General features: G+C 40.1%; 13 protein-coding genes. 8 read left to right on the plus strand and 5 right to left on the minus strand.

All coding sequences use genetic code 11. The features are described from left to right. Nucleotides 1-207 precede the first annotated feature (207 nt). Nucleotides 208-702 (minus strand): aldolase/citrate lyase/malate synthase family protein, encoded by a 495-nt coding sequence (locus N475_RS06570; RefSeq protein ID WP_063356485.1) that lies wholly within the window; start codon nucleotides 700-702, stop codon nucleotides 208-210. A gap of 245 nt (nucleotides 703-947) precedes the next feature. Here N475_RS06570 and N475_RS06575 point away from each other — a divergent pair, with 245 nt between their 5' ends. Both N475_RS06575 and N475_RS06580 read left to right on the plus strand, forming a co-directional pair. Then, nucleotides 948-2,447 carry a DUF3612 domain-containing protein gene (locus N475_RS06575; RefSeq protein ID WP_063356484.1) on the plus strand — a complete coding sequence of 500 codons (1,500 nt, stop codon included), beginning with the start codon at nucleotides 948-950 and terminating at the stop codon, nucleotides 2,445-2,447. A gap of 117 nt (nucleotides 2,448-2,564) precedes the next feature. Beyond that, entirely contained in the window at nucleotides 2,565-3,326 is a 762-nt protein-coding gene (locus tag N475_RS06580) for a substrate-binding periplasmic protein (RefSeq protein WP_155730869.1), read from the plus strand. A gap of 318 nt (nucleotides 3,327-3,644) precedes the next feature. Here the strand turns inward: N475_RS06580 and N475_RS06585 are convergent, their stop codons facing one another. From N475_RS06585 to N475_RS06600, 3 genes are all read right to left on the minus strand, one after another. After that, nucleotides 3,645-4,244 (minus strand): hypothetical protein, encoded by a 600-nt coding sequence (locus tag N475_RS06585; protein WP_155730868.1) that lies wholly within the window; start codon nucleotides 4,242-4,244, stop codon nucleotides 3,645-3,647. 866 nt (nucleotides 4,245-5,110) lie between these two features. Then, a complete protein-coding gene (locus N475_RS06595) occupies nucleotides 5,111-5,392 on the minus strand; it encodes a helix-turn-helix domain-containing protein (RefSeq protein ID WP_063356480.1) in 282 nt (93 codons plus the stop codon). A 722-nt stretch (nucleotides 5,393-6,114) separates the two neighbouring features. Continuing rightward, a complete protein-coding gene (locus tag N475_RS06600; protein WP_063364902.1) occupies nucleotides 6,115-7,596 on the minus strand; it encodes a hypothetical protein in 1,482 nt (493 codons plus the stop codon). Between the two features lie 368 nt (nucleotides 7,597-7,964). Here N475_RS06600 and N475_RS06605 point away from each other — a divergent pair, with 368 nt between their 5' ends. The 5 genes from N475_RS06605 to N475_RS06625 all read left to right on the plus strand — a co-directional run bounded on the left by N475_RS06605 (nucleotide 7,965) and on the right by N475_RS06625 (nucleotide 19,087). After that, nucleotides 7,965-11,939: a hybrid sensor histidine kinase/response regulator transcription factor gene (locus N475_RS06605; protein ID WP_162269587.1), complete on the plus strand. Its 3,975-nt coding sequence runs from the start codon at nucleotides 7,965-7,967 to the stop codon at nucleotides 11,937-11,939. A gap of 234 nt (nucleotides 11,940-12,173) precedes the next feature. Next, on the plus strand, nucleotides 12,174-12,941 hold the full coding sequence (locus N475_RS06610) for a hypothetical protein (protein ID WP_063356476.1): 768 nt from the start codon (nucleotides 12,174-12,176) through the stop codon (nucleotides 12,939-12,941). Beyond that, the gene (rdrA, locus tag N475_RS06615) at nucleotides 12,942-15,590 is read left to right on the plus strand and encodes an antiviral RADAR system adenosine triphosphatase RdrA (protein WP_063364904.1); all 2,649 of its coding nucleotides are present in this window, start codon (nucleotides 12,942-12,944) and stop codon (nucleotides 15,588-15,590) included. It abuts the gene before it with no gap. 3 nt (nucleotides 15,591-15,593) lie between these two features. Next, nucleotides 15,594-18,167 (plus strand): antiviral RADAR system adenosine deaminase RdrB, encoded by a 2,574-nt coding sequence (gene rdrB, locus N475_RS06620; RefSeq protein ID WP_063364905.1) that lies wholly within the window; start codon nucleotides 15,594-15,596, stop codon nucleotides 18,165-18,167. 356 nt (nucleotides 18,168-18,523) lie between these two features. After that, nucleotides 18,524-19,087 carry a DM9 repeat-containing protein gene (locus N475_RS06625; protein ID WP_063356473.1) on the plus strand — a complete coding sequence of 188 codons (564 nt, stop codon included), beginning with the start codon at nucleotides 18,524-18,526 and terminating at the stop codon, nucleotides 19,085-19,087. Between the two features lie 80 nt (nucleotides 19,088-19,167). Here the strand turns inward: N475_RS06625 and N475_RS06630 are convergent, their stop codons facing one another. After that, nucleotides 19,168-19,674 carry a GNAT family N-acetyltransferase gene (locus N475_RS06630; RefSeq protein ID WP_063356472.1) on the minus strand — a complete coding sequence of 169 codons (507 nt, stop codon included), beginning with the start codon at nucleotides 19,672-19,674 and terminating at the stop codon, nucleotides 19,168-19,170. An 847-nt stretch (nucleotides 19,675-20,521) separates the two neighbouring features. On the opposite strand from N475_RS06630, the gene N475_RS06635 reads away from it, so the two are divergent. After that, nucleotides 20,522-20,833 carry a hypothetical protein gene (locus N475_RS06635; RefSeq protein ID WP_063356593.1) on the plus strand — a complete coding sequence of 104 codons (312 nt, stop codon included), beginning with the start codon at nucleotides 20,522-20,524 and terminating at the stop codon, nucleotides 20,831-20,833. Nucleotides 20,834-20,878 lie beyond the last annotated feature (45 nt).

Here is a 20,878-nt window from a genome sequence, read left to right on the forward strand (position 1 = left end):
TGCCAGTCACAAGTGAAATTTCGCGCGATTATATTGAGGTTAGCTGAAATTAATCTGAATGCATGAATAACAAAAACTAGATGTGTCAGAGGGCTTTGAACGTTTATGGCTTTAATGCGAGTAAGTATTCACATTTGGCCACCAAACAGCATGTGGCCAAAATAATCATTCACATCCAAAAATTGGTGTGATTTAGACAAAAAAGTTTTAGACCTCGTAGTCTTCTCCGTTTTTGCTGCGGTAGCACTTGCAACGAGATTCATCTACAAGCGTGTGTTGTACGCCGTCAATAAAGCTCATCCACAGTTTAGTGTGTTTGCTATTTTGTGTATCAATCGCACTAAAAGGAGTTTCATATTGCACATCGTTGATATGTGCTTTGTCATACTTGCCGGTTTCGCCTGCGATGTTAAAGCTTAGTTCAATGTGCAATCCATCATCTTTTTGCAGCAAGATGGTAGACGGTGACTCTTTATGACCACACAAGGCAACAAATTGTTTGGTATTTTTAAGACCGCAGTGTTGGCCATCTGCAAAAAACACCATGAGATGATTGTAATACACAACATATGCACTCACTTGTGTGTGCGAGCCAAACTCAAGTGGACAGTGTTGATCTAAAAACTGCTTAGCGATGATCAGTTTTTGACATTCTTCGCTAAGCGTCTGCGATGATTCGTTGGTTTGAAGTTGTGCTTTCATTGATGTATCCCCAGTTACCGAAATTTTAAGTTGAACTACGTGATGGTTGTCTGCATTACGTGTTCGCTGATTAATGACTACAATTTCAGTGTATGAAAAATTATCAATAAATTTCACAAAAAGAATTTTACAGTGTAAATTTTACAAAATCTGGTCAGACCTCTAGTTGTGAATAAGATAGGGCTGTCGTCATAAACATTGTCTAATAAAACCAGTAAATGGTTACTCAAATACTCGGGGGCAAAATGAAAACTAGTTCAGAGTTGATGCGCAAGTCACATTTTCTCGGTACCAAGATACGGAATTTACGAAAGCGAAATCACCTAACCTTGGAGGATCTTTCTGCTCGATGTATTCGCGTTGACCCGCAATCTGCGCCATCAGTGTCGTATTTATCGATGATTGAACGAGGGAAACGTACTCCGAGTAGCGGTATGTTAGAGAATTTTGCTGAGGTATTTCAAAAGCCACTGTCATGGTTTTTAGACACTGAGCCAGAAGCCGACGCCATAACACCACAAAAAGGGCGTTCAGGGGGCATTGAAGGTATGGCGCTGGAGCCAAACTTTTTATTCTCAAAAGACATTCTGCAAATAGCTATCCCAGAAATGTTGTCTCAAACGGGGATTAGCGGACGCCAATTTGCCCATCTTTTAATTCGTGCACATCAAGAACATCATCAAAACCATTTTCCAGACTTAGAGCGTGCAGCAGACGAAGTAGGGGGCAAGAATCTATATTTAAATGTTGACGATTTGACCCAATTACTTAAAAAACAGGGCTTGGTAATGCGCTGGTACGACGAAGTACCTAGTGAGGTTATGGATGACAGCGGTCATGTATTTAACCACTTGATCACCTCGTATTTTACCGAGCCTAATGTGGTTAATATTAACAAGCGTCTAAAACAAAATCCCGCGCGTTTAAAGTACGACTTAGCAGTACATATTGGCCATAGTGTATTACATGAATTAAAAGGTCTGCGCTGCGTATTACGAACAGGTGGATTTAACAGTGCGGTGTTGCCTGCAACAGACACGACTCCGAATGCACAGGATATTTTGACTGCTTGGCACGATTTTGAATCGAGCTTTTTTGCTGGTGCTTTACTATGCCCTAAAGTCGCTTACCGCCAACTATTAGACTCCTATGGCTACGAAGTAGATATCCATCAGCATTTAAACATTTCACCTTCGGTGGCTATGCGCAGAATGACAGTGGTTTCGCCGTATCCTCATTGGCATTATTTTGATGCTTATTTACCAGGTAAACTAAAGGCAGTATATCGAGGAAATGGCATCCCTCTTCCGTGGGGTAACATGCGTAGTGTGGAAGATCCTTGCCAGCACTGGGCTGTATTTAGAAAGTTTATGGCTCAGAGTCTCAGTGCCAGTGCGCAATTGTCTATACTCAACGTGAATGGTAAACCTCACTTATATTGCTGTGAGTCGCTCAAAGTGAATGATCTAGTGGAAAATGCCCATGTGTTGTGTGCTGGGATCGACTTAAACCCAGCGATAGATGCGCAAGGCAATAGTGCGCAGGACTTAGTGCAAGAGTTGCAAGACTTATGCATTAAACAAGGCGGTGCGAGTGTGGTACCTTGGCATCTAAAAAAACAATTAATGAGTGTGGCTAAAATACTGAATATTAATTGGATTGAACGCGGCATAAATACCGATGTTAGGGTAATATGCACACGAGGCACTGCTTGCCCAAGGCAACCAAGCTGCTATGAAAATTAGCATTGCAGTCAGTCTTTTTAAACGGTCCACTTTAATTACATAGTCAGAGGTGTGTAAACATTGATTAATCCTGCTGAAAAAAGGCAAACAAGCGGTACTTTTTATTGTATTTTTTTGATGAGTTTGTTTGTTATTTTCTGCACAAAATTAGTTGCCTGTGAAAAGTCACTTAAAGTCAGTGTTAGTAGTGATTGGCCACCTTACTCGTCTAAAAGTGAAGGCGCATATCATGGGTTAGAGATCCAGCTGATCGAACTTATAACTCGTGAAGCTGGTTTTTGCGTACAATACGTTGTGCTCCCATCTTCGAGCCGCACATTCAAAGAGCTTCAAGAGGGTAATGTCGATATTGTTCCTGCTGCCAGTTTCACTCAATCTAGAAGAAAATACGCCGAATTCAGTTTGCCTTACCGCCAAGAAGTAATGTTGTTGTTTGCCCATAAAAGGAATGCACTGCCTTTTTTAAGTAATGGCAAATTAAAAGGAAACGCACTGTATTCAAACTTGCAAAATAACATTGTGGCAGTTAGCCGAGGCAGTGTGTATGGCCAATCTTTTTCGGTATTTCGTAATAATTGCCCAGATTGCGTGATTGAAACCAACCTTGCACGTGAGCGTTTTAACTTGGTGCTTAAAAAGCGAGTCGAATATGTTGTAGAAGACAACTTAACCGGGGCGTTCTTAATACAAAAAGGCAATTATGCCGAACATATTCAGCCAACAGCCATTAGTGTTTATAACAACCCAGTGCATTATATGATCAGGCCGGGGAGCTTAACCGAGCAACAACTTCAAAGGTTTAATCTAGCCATTATTAAAAATCGCGATATCATTGAGCAGATCATCGATGACTACCACGTTCTATATAACCTTAAATAGCAATTGATGAAGCACACCTTACTCAATAAGGTTAGATAAAAAAATATAAAATATCTTATTTAAATCTGACAATTATCTTAAAGTGATTGATTAATTGACTCTTTCAGTGTGATATGGACTAGGCCACATAAGTGGTAAATATCAAAAAATTTAAAGGAGTTAAAATATGAAAGCGTTAAACCGGGAGCTAAGCAAAGAGTTATGTGACAAGGTAAGTGGTGCTAGTGGTGTATACAAGCCTACTGATCCTAGACCGTAATTTAAGTGATTAAACAAACACTCCTCGCAATAGAGGAGTGTTTTTGTGTACTATATAGATTAGTTTTTATCTTTTTGAGTTGCACTTTCCACTCGCTGTTTTTTCATATATCGACGTTCTTTTACTCTAATGACGTGCTCATCAACGGGAACTGTACGGGTAGCGAGTTTAAGAACTAACAGCGCTTCTGCAAGGCAGAGCAACGTAAGTAATGGGCTAAAGGCGTATAAAATATAAGGAAAGCTGTCGATAATATAGTGCTGAAAAAGTTGGACTTCTAGTAGTGCGATTAGACAAATAAATACATGTAAAATGTATACAAACAATAAAGCGCCTTCTTGCTTTGAAAAATAATAGTTTTCATAAACATCTTTGCAAAAAATGCTCATTTGGCTTAGGTTTTTAACGATAAGGCGACGTGCAATAACAACATAAATATATAAAAAGCTATATATAAAAATCCAGATATAATACCCATTTCGCCAGCTATATGCTGTCTCGATCATGGCTGTATCAATAGCCTCTACAATCACCAATAAGATCATGAGGCTACGAGTGTTGATGCTTTTCCATCCAACAATTAAGGCTATAAATAGTACGGGTAAACTAATATAGCCGATTGATTGATAAATTGCTTCAAGAGAAGTATTTTCAAGCAAAGTGCAATAGTCTAGTGCTTCTGAATTCGATAGTTACGTATAACACTAGTTGCAATTGAAACTAGTTTCACAGCCTAACAACCTTGTAGTAGTACTTAAGGGAAAACAAAAAACAGAGTACAATACATCTACCATATTATTAGGTTGATAAGGTTAGTTAAAATTAGATAACAAAACTACCAAAGTTCAGCAATAGGTTTACTTACTTGGTTCTTCAGGAGTAGGACCTCCCGGTGTACTATGTAAGCCCCCAACAACACTCTTCAACACATTTGCATCTAAAATAACCATATTGTCTCCTCTATTCTAAGAACTTGCTTTTCCAAGTGTAAAATTCCGTACCGTTTTATTTTTCATTACAATACTAATAATTAATATATAGCATGTCATATGAATTATTGATATTGACGGGCCGAAAAAGTATTTTTGAATAATGTAATTTTCGATAAACCTGTTTGTATAAAGAGAAACTTCTATATATGTAATTGCATGTATAAAAGTTGATGTTCCGTAACAAAATAGTAATGCACCTTCTTGTTTTAAAAACTTATATTCTTTTGAAATCTTCTCAAAGAAATATATATCATTTTTTAGCATCTCAGCTATCAATCTCCTTCCTAAAATCAAAGAGAATGAAATAAGGCCCGAGAATACTGCGAACAAATAGTATTCGTTACCCCAACTATAGACGACGTCAAAAGTTAGCGACTCGACTATTTCGATACTTAGTAATACAGACAGTATGTATCTACAGTTCACATTACGCCAAGAAACTAGAACTAGAAAAAGAAGTATTGGAGTAGAAGAATACCCTAAAAAGGTGTAAAACATATTCAACGCTTCATAACTAAACATCAGATACTTCCTTAATTCCGTTTGTTTTCTGGTTGCTGACTTTCAAGCAGTTGCTTGGTTTTTTCTTCTGGGCTAAATCCGCATATAAAGCAAATTAAAAAATAACTGGTGAGTGGTACAGGGGTTTTACCTGTTTCCCAGTTTGAAATCGTTGCTTGATCTACGGTTGGTATTAATTTTTGACCCAATTGACTTTGTGTCAGTCCAGCATCCTTACGCATCGAACGTATCGACTTGGCTGCTTCTCCCCATAAGCCATTAAACAATCCTAGTTGTCGAATTCTCAGTTTCATAACTTTCCAACATTACCTTATGATAACAAAATTTAACAAAAGTTATCACTAAACCTGGTTTTTAGGCAAGGAAATAGCGTTAATATTCGGAAATATTAATATAATAATGTTTTGGCGGAAGTATTTTAACTAATTTATATATTCTATACCTGAGTTTTATTAAATATTTCATTATCTGAATCAGATATTAACAACTAAAATTCAAATTTTAAACCTTTTGAGTGCGAAAAATTTAAAATTTATTGTGTGGCTAGGTTTTGAATTAATTTAATACAATAGTATTGGTCAGTTTTTATAAAAGCTGGGTTTGCTTTTGAACTTTTCTATTTAACTCTATCCATTTGAAAAAAAAGCTAATTGGATATTTATTCGTTTTTTAATTTAGGCTTTTTGTTTTGTATTTTGCAACTGTTTAATTTGGCATTAAAATTTGCAGTCGTTCGAGCTGTTTATTTTAGGACCCTTTACAGGTGCGAGCGTGTGGAGTGTATGCTGTAACTTATTTTACTCATGCAATATGCTAAATAGTAGAGGGCACAGATTTGTAAAAATAAGATTATAAATTAATGGATGAATGGTGAGTAAATACTCAAGTAGTAACTTAAGCCATGGGAAGTTTTTTACCAGACTTTTGGGTGGCTTTAAAAAAATACAGCCGCACGTAGTTTTCTAGGTGCGGCTGTAGGCTGTGGGAGAATTGACTGTATTACTAATCTTGACTTCTAGTTACATTCAGAGGTCCAGTTTTCACCATCTGTGCTACAAGTTAAATCATAGGTGCCATCAGCTTTATATGTTTTCCTTGTCCAACTACCATCATGTCTGCGTGATGTGGTCACTCTATATTCTCCAGAGTCGTCAGTGACTCGCTTTTCCCACCAAGAGAACGGAATAGTAACCTCGGCATCAAGTTCATAGCCTGCATTGTCAAAGTAAGACACAATTGCTATTACGTCGAGCAAATCGAAATTGTCACCCAGATTGTACCAATCGGTCAGACCTTGTTTAGTGTCTAAGTGGTTGTCTTGTGCAAATTGGGCAAAGTAGTGGACAGCCCCTTTATTGTAAGACAGGGTCAGGCTTCGACCTTTCGCGTCGCTAAAGTCCACGCTAAAGTCACAGACTTGCTCTTGAGAGTCGCGTTCAACCATTTTTTCGTTGCTAATTTCATACTCAATACCATTAATCGTTAGCTTAAGTTGCTCGCTATGGAAACAGTGTCCCGTATCTTCTGGGTGATCTAAAACCACATCAACAATTTGCCTGTAAGAGTGACCGCCACTGAGTTCAATTACACGTGATTGGCGGTTGTAGTGTATGTAGAGTACGTTTTTTAAGGCGTCATCCATCAAGGCTGTTTCATCCAGTAAAGTACCGCCGTGCTTGTCTGAGATATGGATTTTCCGATACCACACAAGCTCGTCGCTTTCTGGGTTATTTGGTGGCGTGCCTTTGTAGTGAATGACTCTGATTTCAGGTGCATCTACATATTTTTTAGCAAGCTCCAAATACTTTTCAACGCTAGCTTGTAAGCCTTTAACAATCGACTCTGCAAGTTTTTGCAGTGCTTCATCACCGCTTTCAATGTAGTCACTGAATAGCTGCTCTTCTGAAATATTATAGTGTTCAACAACTTGCTTAGTTGTTTGCTCTAACACAATAAGCAGCTCTTCTCTTACGCTGTTACTTTTGACCAGCTCAGCACATGTGGCATTTTTAAATTCTGGGGTTTCAGCCAGAGATTGCCATAGTACTGTAGTCAGTGGCGTGATGTGCTGAAGTGCCTCATCATCTAAAGACTCAAGCGTGGGTGGCAGCACCATTTGATAGGCTTTTGTAACTTCACCTAAATCTTCATCAATCGCGCCGACAGGCACGTCAACATAGGTTGGTACGTAAGAGGCACACTTCGCTTGTTCTTCGGTCAATTCAAGAATATAACTTCCTTTATCTGTTGAGATGACTGAAGGCTCATTGGCATCTTTGGTTTTGTTATTGTTCAAATCAATCCATACGGTTGCGCCTTGAACATAGCCATCAATGACACGTCCGCGACGAGCGTATTTGTTTTCTTCCGTGGTGACTTTTTTATTGCTGTCTAATTCTATACTTGGAGAGTTTGAACCGCCTTTACCGCCACAACCACTGAGAATGGCAGAGCAGAGTACGGCAAGACTGAGCGTTTTTATGGGTGAATTAAACATGGTAATTCCTTATTTATGTTGCAGGCTCGTGATGTACTGCTTTTGTTTACTACTATTTGTGCCTTATTGGCTGTCCAATAAATGGTGCTTTGATACTTAAAACAGCGCATCTAGTTGGGTATGTCAGAATTATATTGAGAGTACGATTAAGAGCGGTAACACAAAACAGACATAAATACGCAATTATCTGACATTCTGGCCTCCAAAATGGGACATTTGATAATTGCTCATTTGTTGCTATTATGTCAAACAAGCTCTGCGTATCAAAACTGATTTTTAAAATATAAGCAAACATAACAATAATTTACTCTATGTTTAATGACTCTTTAGTGACTCTTTTTGTGCGGTGTTTTTTGGTAATTTGCCTATTGCTAGGTAAGGCAGTAGACGCCCGAAGTAACGTAAATAATGTTCTCAGTGTAGGTGATGGTTTACCGAGCAATCGTGTGTTTGATATCACGCGAGATCACCATGGTTTTATGTGGTTTGCTACTGAACATGGCATCGCGCGATTCGATGGTGCGCAGGTAAAAGGGTTTTCAGTACATCAAACACCCGAGTTAAGCAAATCACTTTGGGTGAGAGATTTGTTATTTGACTCTCAACAACAGCTATGGGCTGCGGGTAAACAGGGCTTAGAAGTATTAAACCCAAATGCAGAGGGGTTTGAGCAGGTTAATATAAGCGGTGCTTCATCCACGTTAAATATTTATAGCTTGTATGAATCTAGCCAAGGCTTGATTTGGGTTGGCGCTAAATCAGGCTTGTATAAAGTGGCAAATCGACAGCTTGAATTTGTGCCATTTACACTTGCAAAAGGGGTAAATACTTCAGCTGATAATGGGTTTGGGCAGCGTATTTTATCCATTACTGAGGTAGATGAGTCTACGTTATTACTTGCTTCTGACGAAGGTTTGTTGCATTTGGATATTCCAAGCCTGCAAGGAAGGTTTGTTGTCTCTGACGATGATGAACCGTTATATGCTGATAAAGTTTGGCGCCTCGATGATGGAAAGATTTGGCTCAGTATTCAAGGTGTGGGTATGGCGGAGTATTTGCCCAAAAGCAACAAAGTTGAACTCCGCTATGAAGATGAACACCAATTCGACACTGTGGGGTATGTGTTTGATCTCGCCTTGCACAATAAAACGCTGTTTGCGGCATCGTTAAATGCAGGGCTTTTACAACTAGGTGAACAGGTCACTTTGGCAGAGGACTTTCCGCCTTTGTTATCAATCTTTTCGGACGCTCAAGTTCGTGCATTTGGCAGCTACACAGAAGGGGCTGTTATTGAGCATTCCAACTTGCAAGCAGTTAAGAACTTCGCATTTAACCATCCAAGTGAAACACAACAGTTTGAAATAAACGACGTGCTTTATTTAGACAATCAAATATGGGTTGTCGATCAGTTGGCAGGGCTTTGCCAATATAAACTTAATGGTCAGCTTAATGGATGTGTGTCTGCACAAGATCTTTCGGCGCAGGCAATTGCAAAAGGTGCAAACAACACGCTTTGGGTTAGCTTTTATCAAGAGTTACTGCATATTGATGCAAGTACAATGCAAATACTCAATCAGGTTTCTTTTGCTGAGCATGGCATTCCTGACTCGATTTATGCGATTGTGGTTGAGAGTGAGTCTTCTATTTGGTTGTCCCATAGCTTTGATGGTTTAACCCAATTAAACCCTCAAACAGGAGTTGTTCACAGAGTAACACAAGCGCACTCAGCGCTTCTTTCTGATCAAGTACATAGTATTGTAAAACATAACAGCGTTTTGTGGATCGCAACCTCCTCTGGGTTACAGTCATTGGATTTAACCACTGGGCAGTTTTTGAAAAACAACGTGGCAGGCGTGATATCTAGGGTTGCTGTGTATGATCTGTTTTTGAGCCCAAAAGGGGTCTTGTTTTTGCAAACAGATGCAGGCATAAAAGCTCTTGATACAGTTAAAAACAGCTGGCTGACACTACCTAAGGAACTTGCACATATCACCAATGTGAGTATTGCCTTTACGTCTGACGGCCGCGCTTGGTTTGCAAATGGGTTAGGCGTCTTTTCTTGGAACCCTGACAAAACAGGTGAGGCGGTTCGTTACTTTGACAAAGGCGATGGACTTTATCATCAAGGATATTTGGGAAGTGCTGCCACAAACACAGAGCGTAGTTTGGTGTTTGCATCCGCCGAAGGTTTAACGTTATTTACGCCAGAAAAACTCTCCTATTTTGATGCAGAGCCCAAAGTCAGTGAATTTGAGATGACATTTGGAGATGGCAGTACGCGCACATTTTTAAATCAGCAGACTTTGCATAACTTGCCGTATCAACATGCTAGCATCCGTTTTAATCTCGCTAATACCAATTTTGCCAGTGCCTCTAAACAGCAGTTTCGATATAAATTAGAGGGGATATCACAAGCTTGGGTTGAGCTGGGTAATAGCAGAATGCTGATGGTCCCGCGCCTTTCTTATGGTGATTACAAGCTTATAATTCAAAGTACGGATAGCAATGGAAATTGGTCTAATAACTCCGGAGAGTTTAGTTTTTCGATTAAAACACCATGGTATGCAACCACTTGGGCCTACGTAGGTTACATTCTAACTTTTATGCTTTGCTTATTTGCAATTTATCACTTGCGAGTTGCAGCACTTAAACGCATCCAAAGAAAGCTTGAGAAAGAAGTAGTAATACAAACCAAAGCAATTACCGAACAAAACAAACAACTCTCAGAAAAATCCGTTGCATTGGCAAATGCCGAGGCGCAACGAACTTTGTTACTGAAAACACTCTCTCATGAGCTAATGACGCCGGTATCTCTTATCCAAGGGCCAGCAGAACAACTTTTAAAAGCTGAACAAGCTCAAGAGCGCAGTAAAATGGCCAACATCGTAGTGAGCAACGCCAAGCGTTTGAAAACTCTCATTGAGCAGCTAATGCAGGTGTCAGAACACAAAGGTGAACAGACCCAGCATGAAGTAAACATGCAATCGGTACAGCAAGTTTTTAACTTATCAAAGATTTGCCAAGAGCAAGTTCAGGCCTTTGTGCCTGTGATGGAGCAGCAAAACTTGCCAGTTGCGCTTGATATAGAGCCAGATGTGATGGTGTCTGCGAGTCAAGATCAACTCGAACAGTGCATCAGTAATATACTTAGCAACGCGATAAAATACAGCGCCCCAGGCGGCGCAATAACACTTAAGTTAGTTACCAATCAAAAAGAAGATGACAAAACGTGTACCTTGAGTGTGAGAGATCAAGGAATTGGTATTGCATCAAACGAACTCGAAAACGTATTTAAACCAGAATACCGAACCAAGCAGGGAAGCCAGTATAATGTCGGACTTGGCATCGGACTAAGTGTTGTTAAAACAACTGTAGAGGCACTGGGCGGCTTTGTGGAAGTTGAGTCCGTTGAAGGTCAGGGCAGTGTTTTTTCGCTCCACTTTAAGGTGGTCGATCAACACCTAAAACCAGATACCGTGATTGAAATTAAAGAGCATGGCAATCCGGCTGATAACTCAATTAATCAGCAGGCTGAGCGGACTATCTTAATTGTGGATGACACACCAGATATGCTTGAATTTTTACACAGCGTGTTCGGTAAAATATATAAGGTGGTTGTCGCACGAGACGGTGAGCAAGCGTTGTCACTTGCACAGTCTCACATACCTGACTTGATTATTTCCGATGTGATGATGCCAAAACTGGATGGATTTGGACTTTTATCAGCAGTTAAACAACATACACTTACGGCGCATATACCGGTTATTCTGCTCACTGCCAATTTAAATGAGCAACGACAGATTGAAGGCCTAACACTCAGAGCAGATGATTACATTACAAAGCCATTTAACTTGCAGGCGCTAGAGTTAAAAGTGAGCAACTTATTTAAGCACCAAGAGACGATGCTTGAAAAATGGCGAAGTCGCCTTACGTATGAACCGCGTAAGGATTCTTTGAGTTTACCAGCCTTACCTAAGTTGCAGTTTAAAGACCAGCCACACATTTATGACTTTTTGGATAAGCTTGACGCGGTAGTTGAGCGATACTTCCGCAATGCAGATACCACAGTTACCGAACTTGCAAAAGAAATGGCGCTGAGTGAGCGTCAGCTTCATCGCAAGTTAACAGCCTTGATCTCTATGGGTGCTAATGAGTATTTGAGAACATATCGGCTATATAAATCAGTAACGCCTCTGCTCAATGGCAAACATGTCGCGCAAGTTGCTGACGAAGTGGGCTTTAACTCAGGATCTTATTTCAGTGCTTGTTTTAAGAAACAGTTTGGCATGACTGCAAAAACCTTTGTACAAAAGCAACGTGATAAACACAGTGAGCTCAAGTAATTATTTGGCTAGCTTACATTGATATTTAACTGGCAGATAGCGCGCAATCACCGAATTAATATAAACGCAAGACTGTTTAGATAACTAAGATTTAATCATTGAACCCTTTAATATTCGACTCAGCCCATTGCTTGGATGTTAAAATTACATTATTTTGTAACGCAATTTAATATTTAACACCGTACTGGTCACAATTGTAATTGAGTAAGCCGGTATAAAAGTATTGAGGCGGTAATGGGAATAGTGAATTATCAAGGATATATCGATCAAATTGATAACAGCGATCCAGTTGTCAGTGAGATTAACTGGTTTATTCGCGAAATATACCTTCCTGCGCATAAACGTGCAGACAAAAGCAGTAAAGCCACGCGAACACTCGCGGTTTTATTCTCAATTTGGGCATTTACGTTATTAGGTTTTTTTGCCATTGCTGAACTTAGCCCACATTTAAAAATCTTTACTCAAAACCAATTGTGGGATGGGTATGACTTTAATTGGATAGTACTCGCTGCACTGCCATCATTGATGCTGGCTACATTTGTCAGCTTTAGAGTTTACCCCTTTAAACGTGCTGACAATACATTTGTTGAAAGCGATGAGTTTACTTGGCGTAAGCGTCAATCTTTGGCTTTGGCGTCTTTTAATTTAATTTTTGTTGTGGCACTCACGTGTGCCTTTACCAAGCCGCTTATTTGCTTACTGGGCATATCCTGTGTCGCTGGGTTTTTGTTGACGTATATGAGCAATAGATTATTTGGGTTTACCGCTTCATCTATACGTAATCAGACCATGGTTCATCATCTACGTAGGTTAAAACGCGAGTACGAAATTGCGCGCCATGATGCAGGCGCATTTGAAGTAGACCGCATTCAAGCTGAAACTTTTAAGCGGTTGTTTTCAATGGTAGAGAATATGATCGACCGCCGAGACAGAGAAATTCTTGGCGACCACTATAAAGTACACAATAGTGCCTTTGATTTGGTAAAAGGATTAAAAAAATAAATGGCCATTAAATACATATTAGATCTTACAAAAGAAGAATATCGCGATGACTTTGTTGGCGCTGACAAATCGCAGCCAATTAAACACCGCGAGTTTTGGCAATTTGAAGCAAGAGAAAAGCTAGTAAATAACTTAAATTCATTTTTAAATGATGCGAAGCAATATAAGCAAGCTAGAAGCGAAAACAAAAATAAAACATGGCTCTCTCATAATGCGATATTAGTAACCGGCCAACGAGGTACTGGCAAAACAGTTTTTTTACGTAACGTAAAAAACATGTGGCGGGCTGCTGTTGCAAATGATGGGCAATCGCATGAGTCAGAGATTTTCTTTTTGGATGCAATTGACCCGACAATGTTGGTGGATAATGATAATTTTGCAAATGTCATTATCGCGCAAATTTACAGTGAGGTTGAAAGTAAACTGAGCAGCAGCCATTGCTGCAATGGCAATCAAAAAAGCGAAGCCCTTAAAAGTGACTTTTATAAGCGCTTAAAAATTCTCGCTGATGCGCTGGGTAAAAAGGAAGAGTTTGAAGGCTGTACTGGTGTCGATAAGATTTTGCAGTATAAGTCGGGTATTAATATTGAAAAGTACTTTCATCAATTTGTTGAGTCGGCCATTCAAATCCTAGGATGCAGTGCACTTGCATTACCCATTGACGACGTAGACATGGCGTTAGAGCGCGCTTATGAAGTGGTTGATGAGGTTAGAAGACTGCTAGGCTGCCCTTATATTATTCCGGTGGTGAGTGGTGACTATAACCTCTATGAACAAATGACCAACATTCATTTTGACGAAAAAGCTTACCGTGACTCGACAAACAGCCCAGAACAAAAAGAGAAAGGGGTGGAGTTTGCCAAAGAGCTGACACAGGCGTACTTGGCTAAGGTCTTTCCAAACCATATGCGGATTTCACTCTTGCCGATCAGTTATATCGCGCCTTCTTTACAGATAATAACGGGTAAACAGCAGGAGGGGACAGAGGTTCACTCGTATCGTGAGCACAAGCAAAATATCTTCTCGCAGTTTTACCCATTATGTCTCAATGAAGAAGCGCTGCATAAATGGCCGAACCCTGAATCTGCCCGAGAATTTACCCAGTTTATTCGTGCGATTACACCAAATGATGTAGAAAAAGCGCTCAATGGAGATCAAACAACGAGCTATGAATTGTGGAAGAGCTTTATAAATTGGGCAGAACAAAAGCAAAGCGGTGTGGCATACACCAACGCTGACTCATTGCTTACACTTCATAACCTAAATGAAGAAGATGCTTTTGATATTATGGACTTGCCTAGCTTTAATCCAAAGCTTCAGATCCAAAAAGAGCATTTGATCTGGGCTGATAGACGCTTTTTGTCTTCGCAGTTAAATTCGTTAGGAGAAGGCGCTCAGTGGCAAGTCGAAAATAGATCCCTGCTAGAAGCGGCATTTAGTCAACATGATACAACCTTAAAGAGCATGCCTCCTTTAGAGTTTTTTCATCACAGCGGTGCTATTTCATTAGCTGAAAAAGCAAGAGCGATGAGAGCAGATGAATTAGAGTACATGAAAGGTGAGTCTGAAGATAAAGGCATTAGAACCAATTTAAATACAATGTTACTTGATATTTATACCTATGGTGACATGTATTCTAAGCTTGGTAATAACTACCTATTTGTGTGTTTAAGTCGTGCTTTTGAAATCATCTTATATTCATTCACACAGTATGAAGACGAAAACAAAACGACACATACGCTGTCAAAGATACTTCATCGAAGACCGTTTTATAGCATCTTCAATATGGCACCAACCAAGATGATCACAGGTGACAGTGACGAAGGGGATGAGGAAGACTATGAAGAAGAATTGCTCGAAGGAAAAATGTATACAGCCAACTGGCTGAATAAAGAAATCCAAGATTGGAAAATAGAAAATGAAGGACTATTTGATAGCATTGGTGGTGAACGGCTAATTCCCATATTTTCGTATATCTTCAACAAAACATTTACTGCATTTCATGTATTTAAGTTTGAGAACTTTGTAAAGCAAAGTGGAAACTCTGACGAGCACCTTACCGATTTTGCCAAACGTTTTGAATATATGCTAATTAATGCAGCGTATACAGCGATGATTGATGGTACCGCAATTCAGGCGAGCGTCGCGATAACAAGTAATTTAGAAACGCTAAGAAGTCATAATGCGTTTAATCGTTACGATCGTGTACTAAGCCGAAATAGTAAAATATTTTCTGATCAAGGGAACTACGACGGTGTTGCTTACAAATTTATAAGGGCACTTAAAAATCACCCAATATTTACGATGATACAAACTAAGAAAGGCAATGACGTTGTAATTGAACCAAGAATTAAACTTGGAAAAGTAGTTAGTCGTAAACTATTGCAAGGAAATACCAAAGTTTCAGCGAAGTTAGCGAAGCGTATTGAAAGCTTTTTAAAGAATTCACAATGGATAGACGCGCGAATTTCGACTGTAAAGCGTTTTATGGATGAACTAGAAATTGATGGTGATCTATATGAAGAGGCAAATGCACTTTTCACAGAATTCATAGTGCCTGAAAAACTTGATTACGTTGAAATGGAAGAAGTGCGAGGCGACAAGGTTAACAACTTTGTAGTTGCACTATTCAGGCTCTTTAATGAGTAACTTATGCTGATAGTAAACGACAGTATATTATGCGATGTGGCGTTTTTATCTTCTGATATTGAGCTAAAACAAGCGCAATTGAGTGATGAGAAATCTTCAACTGGGCAGGTTCTGAGGTTGTACAACAGTGTGCGGGCTTTTCAACCCTATATTTTTCGTAACCTCAGAAATGAAGACATTACTTATCAAGCAAAGGCATTTGGGTATAGTGACAGTACAACTGTTAAATCTGTGCTCTCACGCCTTGCAAACACATATTTGGAGTGGCAAGGCAGCCACTTTGAAGTAAAGCCTCATAGATTGGAACAATGGTTAGAATTACTGTCTCTAACCGATGGTAGTTGGATCATTGCGCAAGCGTATGCAGATCTTGCCAGAGATCACGGAATCAGCCCTCAAGATATTTTAAATTGCGTGGTTGAGTGGCAATGTCCCCATGCATTAGCAAATGATCGGGCGGGAAAACGTTTTGCCGACAACCATGTACATTTGGGTGGTCACGGTCATACTGGGCCTTCGATGTTGAGCTTTGCCTTGTATGGTGAATCTATTAAAGACAAGCGTTGGCCAACGCGGCCTGAGTATACTCTGTTTGAAAGTGGACTTTTGAGTAAAGCAGAGTTGCCCGCTTGGAGTTATCAATTGTCGAGTAGGTTGGTCGAGTATGCGTTTAGTGGAGACCCAGATGTGTTATGTGTTGACTTAAAACACCTCTCCTTTGATAGCGATACATGTAACGCGCTATATTTTTTGACTACAAATAAAGCCAGCACACTGGCACAGCAAGCGATGTTGCAATCTCATTGTAAACCAGTGCGTTCGGATGTCCGTTGGTTACTCTTTTGTTTAGGCATACTCAGTATCGATGAGCCGGGCCAAGCGGTGGCGGACAGCTTTATACGCGTTTCGAATGTACTCAGAAACTATATGATAGTGTGGGGCACGGGCCTCGGTCAGTTTGTTGAGTCGTTTGGGTTTTCTGGGCGTAAACAAAGCTCTTCACAGCACCAAAATAATACGCGCCTTGATGCCTTAGTATCAGACATAGATCAGAGAACGTATCGAGAGTTTCGTGTGGCACCCGGTTTGGTTGTCACCGAGAAAGGCGGAGTGTCTACCAAAGGACTACAAAAAGGACTCGAGGCAGCTTTAAAGCATGCGTTGGCAGAGAACATACACTTTGTTATTCATTTTTCGCGCTCAATTAAAAAAGGTCGCTCTGCAAGAGAGGATAAGTTTCAAAGCCAAGTTCGCCAAGAGTTAAGAAGACAAGTCGCAGCACTTCAACAATTTAAGGGCTCTGTGAACTTTTCGGACTCAGAAGTGGGGGCATTTGATCTTAAACGTCGCGGTATTGAAAGTCGCAATATTGATCTGAGAAAAGCGATAAGAGGTTATGATGTTGCCGGAAATGAAAATGAATTGCCCATCGAAACATTTGCGCCTGCATTAAGGGTAATAAGAAGCGCCAAACACCCGACTGTAAGCATGTATAGTAAACGCTTTGTACGACCATTTTTAACTGTGCATTCTGGTGAAGATTATAGCCATTTGCTAAGTGGCTTGAGAGCCATTGATGAAGCGGTGCTATTTTGCGATTTTAAAATGGGTGATCGGCTAGGTCATGCTTTGGCACTAGGTGTTATGCCAATAGCCTGGGCGACACGACAAAAAACTGCATACATTAGCTTGGGTGACCACCTCGATAACCTAGTTTGGTGTTATCAAAAAGCGTTAGAGGTCACACAACATGCACCAGAATTTGCGGGTGTTTTGCAATTGTTGCAAGACAAAATTCACTATTGGTCGATGCACTTATTCAAAGACAATGACCACAAATATATGGTCAGAGATCTTTTTGAAGCATGGAAACTAAGGCGAAACTGTCCAGAAACCCACGACCTTGAAGCAAGTACTGATTCTTCCCCCCATATTGAACACCTTAATCCATTACATAAGGACTGGATTATTGACTTTGACAAACGAACGACTTTTGGAGTTTCTGATGTGGCGTTTAAACTTTGGAAAAAGTATACGACTGCACATCTTGTAAAAGACCATTATTATGAGGCTCGAGAGCAAACAGTCATCGTACATTGTGAGCCACAGCATGGAGAAGAACCATTTAAGGTTGAAGATGGCATATTTTACGACTCGGTATCTAAAGCTGAGCTCAATTTGTACGAAGCTATTCAAGATATGCAAATGGAAAAATATGCCGCACAGGGGGTTATTTTAGAAGCATGCCCGACATCCAACATTTATATTGGGCGCTTTGAGCATTACCATGAACACCCTGTATTTAGGTGGGATCCACCCAATCAAACTTTGCTCGAAAAAGGCAGTGAATATAACCGATACGGCCTGAGAAAAGGGTCAATCACTGTTTGTGTAAATACGGATGATGCAGCCCTTATGCCGACAACAATTCAAAACGAGCACCGTTTATTACAAAAAGCGGCAGTGGAATATCACGACGTTGGCGTGAATAAAGCCGAAGACTGGATCGAAAGAATGCGACGTAAAGGGTTGGAAATATTCACCAGTAATCACCTCGACTGGGTAAATGGCTTATAGCTGCAATCGTTCGCTAATAGTATGAATTTAATTGCGGGCTAAGCCCGCGATTGCTTTGGCTTTTTTATTTAACCGAGATACATGCTGGCTATTTGCACTTATTTGCTAACGCTCAGGTTAATTTTGGTCTCAAAGGCATAGCGCCATGCACATTAACTGACATTACTTTTTATAATATACTCGTAAAAATCATACTGTTAAGGTAGGTTTACCGTAATTAACCTTGCTTTCACTTAGTTTTTCTTGTTCAAACTAGTGGTCTCTTTTAACAATACTCGGGCAGCTTAAGTAATTGATTGTAAGTTAATTTACTGGCTGTGAATTGGATTCTACAAAATGATTTTACGAGTATAAAAATGAAGAAAAACACACTATCAAGTCTATGTTTTTTAGCGGCATCTTTAGTAATAAGTGGTTCAGCTTTAGCTTATTCTGATCCTAGCACGTGGCGCTATGACACCGGATGGAAACTGAAAAGCCAAGCTACAGCGAATGATGGCTCAGGCGTATACGCCGGTCAGCATGACCCAAGCTCGCCAGTTTATGTTTGCCGTCATTCAAACCTACCAGGCAAAGCGGTAAACGGTAAGTGTTACATCAGTTATCGTGGTCGTGAATACGGCACCCACAACTACAAGTCGCTACTCACTAAGTTTGGAAATCTTGTTTGGGACCGCCGTTTACATGGCCCTTATGTGCCTGGCGCACTACCAAATAACATTAGATCCAATGCTGTGGTAGGCGGCAATGAAGGGTTTGATGTGTTTATTTGCAAAGGGAAACACGGCCAACATACTGTAGTGGGTAAGTTTGTTCGTGGTCATGGTTGCTACTACGGTCAAGGTGGCCGCGAATTCTTGTTAAAAGTGAGCGATGACAACTTCTCGGTATTAACCGACAGAGCAAGCTGGTCACGCTAATATCGTGGTAAAAATTAACCGTATCCATATCAAGCTCCGTCATTAACCCCTTGACGGGGCTTTTTCGCGATTTGTTATGTTTAACTGGTGCAGTAAAACCCCTCATGATAAGTAACATTGCCTTTAGGCATATCGCAACCAAAACTCTGAGATTGAAAATACTCAGCTGGCACACCTTCTAAGACCATGCTTGGCTCAGCTTTAAAGCCAAATCGCCCGTAATAGTTCGGATCGCCCAGCACTACACAGCCCTCAGCATTGCTTGACCTTAGATTTAAAAGCGCCTGATTAATAAGCTTGGAACCAATTCCTTGACCCTGATATTTAGGTAAAACAGAAACCGGACCCAACCCAAACCAATTGGATGAACCGTTTGATATCTCTACAGGGGATACCGCTACATGACCAATGATTTTGCCTTCAAACTCCGCCACCAAAGACACGGTAAGTACGCCAGCTTCACGTAGGGCTCCAACAACAAAGTGCTCGCAGTGGTTTGAATGTTCAACGTTGGCAAATGCCTGTTTGGTGATAGATGTAATCTCTTTTATATCTACATCATGCTCAGTTCGGATAGTGATATTCATTGTTTGCTCCTGAATATACAAAGTTGATAAAGCGAGGGAAGGGCCCCTCCTCAAGAAAAGAGCAAACTGTAAACTATAAAGCCATAGACAGGTCAACGAGGTTATTAATTAATCATTATGTAACTGCCCCGATTTTTGTACAGCTCATTCGTATAATTATGTGAATTGATTCAAAAGAGTCGGGTAGGTTTGATCGTAGTTCAGACCTTTATAAAGTGAAACGTCTACATGCCTAATAATACGAAAATTTTCCTAACGTAGAATTTTTCAGAATTAAGATAGCTCCTTGAGTGCATAGCTTGATTACAGTGAGTTGAGGCCGAAGATGTTTACCTTATCCTTTCTAATCTTTCAAAAAGTGCCTGCCCAGTTTTTCTTTTACTTGCTGCGACCTTAAATGCGCAAGCTTGATGCGTTATATGCCTATAACACCCTTTTGTTTTTGTCTTACTTTTTACTAGTAAATTTGATTTTTGCAGAAAGTTGTCCGTCTGTTGCGAAATCCCATATTGGTAACTCTTGTTGATGGAAATAAGCTGAATGGACCTTAAAGCTAATATGTTCTAGCAAAATTGACCCATAGTAAGCTTTCTAATCGTTGTAGCGCTATGTACAATGGGAAAAACTATGTTGTTCACTCTGCTATGGGTAATCATGCTATTATTGAGCTTAAGACCAAAGGTAGTAGCATCTATTATGGCCCTTTTAATAAAGCGTACCTTAACGGCATATAACAAACTGTTCAAAAAAAGTGGGCAAAGGTCTGTTGGCTGGTTTTGCAACACTTCGTATTATAGCCAACCAAGTTTTGCCTTGTAATATAGGCGTTAAATTTAAAGCAGGTACCATGAAAAAATTATTTATAGCCCTACTTACTTTACTCCCTGTATTGGCAAGCGCTCAGGATATCAATTGTAAAGGCACGGTTACTTGGGTGATGGATTACCCATCGCAGTGTAATGGTAATACAGCTTTCAAGACATCAGGCTCAAATGGAAAATGGATTTGTCCACCTTCAGATAAAGGTAATGCCATAGCTTTAGCCGCACTTGCAGCGGGTAAAAGTCTAGATGTGTATATTGATAGTCAAAATGGCGCTATTAATTGCTCTGCACTCCCTCACTACGTGCAAGCAAGATACATAATTATTAACCCATAGCAAATGTAGCAAAGCCTTACATGGGGTAAACCCATGAAGGCGGCG

The sequence above is a fragment of the Pseudoalteromonas luteoviolacea DSM 6061 genome, from assembly GCF_001625655.1.
GTDB classification, from domain to species: Bacteria; Pseudomonadota; Gammaproteobacteria; order Enterobacterales; family Alteromonadaceae; genus Pseudoalteromonas; species Pseudoalteromonas luteoviolacea.

What these genes read in the sequence shown, in the direction of transcription:
- N475_RS06570 (WP_063356485.1), bottom strand. Translation starts at nt 702, where the DNA reads ATGAAAGCACAACTTCAAACCAACGAATCATCGCAGACGCTTAGCGAA.
- N475_RS06575 (WP_063356484.1), top strand. Translation starts at nt 948, where the DNA reads ATGAAAACTAGTTCAGAGTTGATGCGCAAGTCACATTTTCTCGGTACC.
- N475_RS06580 (WP_155730869.1), top strand. Translation starts at nt 2,565, where the DNA reads ATGAGTTTGTTTGTTATTTTCTGCACAAAATTAGTTGCCTGTGAAAAG.
- N475_RS06595 (WP_063356480.1), bottom strand. Translation starts at nt 5,392, where the DNA reads ATGAAACTGAGAATTCGACAACTAGGATTGTTTAATGGCTTATGGGGA.
- N475_RS06600 (WP_063364902.1), bottom strand. Translation starts at nt 7,596, where the DNA reads ATGTTTAATTCACCCATAAAAACGCTCAGTCTTGCCGTACTCTGCTCT.
- N475_RS06610 (WP_063356476.1), top strand. Translation starts at nt 12,174, where the DNA reads ATGGGAATAGTGAATTATCAAGGATATATCGATCAAATTGATAACAGC.
- rdrA (WP_063364904.1), top strand. Translation starts at nt 12,942, where the DNA reads ATGGCCATTAAATACATATTAGATCTTACAAAAGAAGAATATCGCGAT.
- rdrB (WP_063364905.1), top strand. Translation starts at nt 15,594, where the DNA reads ATGCTGATAGTAAACGACAGTATATTATGCGATGTGGCGTTTTTATCT.
- N475_RS06625 (WP_063356473.1), top strand. Translation starts at nt 18,524, where the DNA reads ATGAAGAAAAACACACTATCAAGTCTATGTTTTTTAGCGGCATCTTTA.
- N475_RS06630 (WP_063356472.1), bottom strand. Translation starts at nt 19,674, where the DNA reads ATGAATATCACTATCCGAACTGAGCATGATGTAGATATAAAAGAGATT.
- N475_RS06635 (WP_063356593.1), top strand. Translation starts at nt 20,522, where the DNA reads ATGAAAAAATTATTTATAGCCCTACTTACTTTACTCCCTGTATTGGCA.